The following is a 1,493-nucleotide window of genomic DNA, read 5'->3' as shown; positions in this document are numbered from 1 at the left end:
TTGTCAGACACGCCCTGATATGGGAGTGGGGTTTGTCAAGGGGCAGGGGTGAGCGGACGCCGTGCCCGTCGGCTGCGGCGTCCGCTCGTTCCGGTCGTGTCGGGTGGTGACGCGCGTGTCGTGTTCGACGCGTTGTCACTCTGATATGCGCGGGTTGGTTACCGCATGACGGCTTGTTCGGCGGGGCGTTCACGCGAGTCTAGAGATCGAGCGTGGCCTGCTGGGCGGGTTGCTCATAGGGCGTGTCGCGAGTCGCCCGGACGCTGCCGTCACCACCGTCGGCGGCCGGAAGCTCAGGGCCGGGGTCAGGTCATGACGGCCAGGGACCAGCACCAGCCGGCCAGCTCGCGGGCGATCGCGGCGTTGGCGACGACGCTGCGCTTCCTGCGCGCCTGGAACCTGACCCACCGGTCGTGCAGACGCTGGTTGCCGGCATGCCCGCGGGCTCTCGCCTGGGCGCTGGCCCGGTCCCAGCGGGCGCGCATGACCGGTGAGGTGGGACGGTAGACGGGGCGGTGATGCCAGGCCGCTTCGATCAGCAGGCGACGGGCGTGGCTGTTGCCGGTCTTGGTGATCCCGCCCAGTGCGCGAGACGCGCCGGAGGAGGACTCTGACGGGGTCAGCCCGACATAGGCGCCGATGCGGTGCCCGTCCAGCCGGGTCCAGTCGCCGATCTCGACCGCGAGAGCGAAGCCGGTCAGCGTGGACACTCCGCGCAGGCAGCAGAGCCTGTTCACGACGTCGGTGAACTCGCTGTCCGCGGCCATGCGTGCGATCGCCGCGTCGAGTCGGTCACGGCGGTCGACGGCCTGGATCATCGCCTCGTAGGCAGCGTCGAACGCGGCCTGCAACCCGACCAGCTCAAACCGCTGGGATCGCAGCCACCCGTCGTGCGCGACGGTCCATGCCTTCCCGCCCGAGTACTGGATTCCCTGCCGCAGCAGCAGCTTGCTGACCCGGTGACGGGCGGACATCAGATCCCCGCGGGCATCCTCCCGAGCCCGCACCAGATCCCGGGCCGACTCCGCCTCGATGCTCGGGACCACCACCTCGACGACCTCGCCCAACCGCAGCAGCCGAGCCAGATGCACCGCATCCCGCGCGTCGGTCTTCACCCGGTCGCCCACCGGGCGCTGCAGCTTCGACGGAGCCGCGACCACGCACCGCGCTCCGGCAGCCGTGAGAGCGCGCGCCAACCCGAATCCGGTCGGCCCCGCCTCGTAGGTCGCAGCGACCGGCCCCGGAAGACCCGTCACCCAGGCGACGATCTCCTCGACGTCGGAACCCATGCGTCGCTGCACGAGCTCCCCGGTTCGCTCATCGATCGCGGCTGCGACCACGCTTCGCGCGTGCACATCCAGCCCGACACTCGTACGCTCAGATATCAACTGGGGCCTCCCTCACGTATGTGGCTCGGCAAGCCGGAACACCGGCCCGCAACCCACGGTCTACGCGAGTGGAGGCCCCAGGCTCAACCACTCATAGCGTCTAGG

The 1,493-nt window shown here is 70.0% G+C and carries 1 protein-coding gene; it reads right to left on the bottom strand.

Going from position 1 to position 1,493, the window contains the following annotated elements; genetic code table 11:
• Nucleotides 1-305 precede the first annotated feature (305 nt).
• Nucleotides 306-1,355, bottom strand: coding sequence for an IS110 family transposase (locus AUV08_RS05600; RefSeq protein ID WP_061873134.1), 1,050 nt, complete (start codon nt 1,353-1,355; stop codon nt 306-308).
• Between the last annotated feature and the right edge of the window lie 138 nt (nt 1,356-1,493).

The organism is Micrococcus sp. CH7 (assembly GCF_001595485.1).
GTDB lineage: Bacteria > Actinomycetota > Actinomycetes > Actinomycetales > Micrococcaceae > Micrococcus > Micrococcus luteus.
The sequence above is the reverse complement of the archived record's forward strand: the minus strand, read 5'-3'. Positions and strand labels throughout refer to the sequence as shown.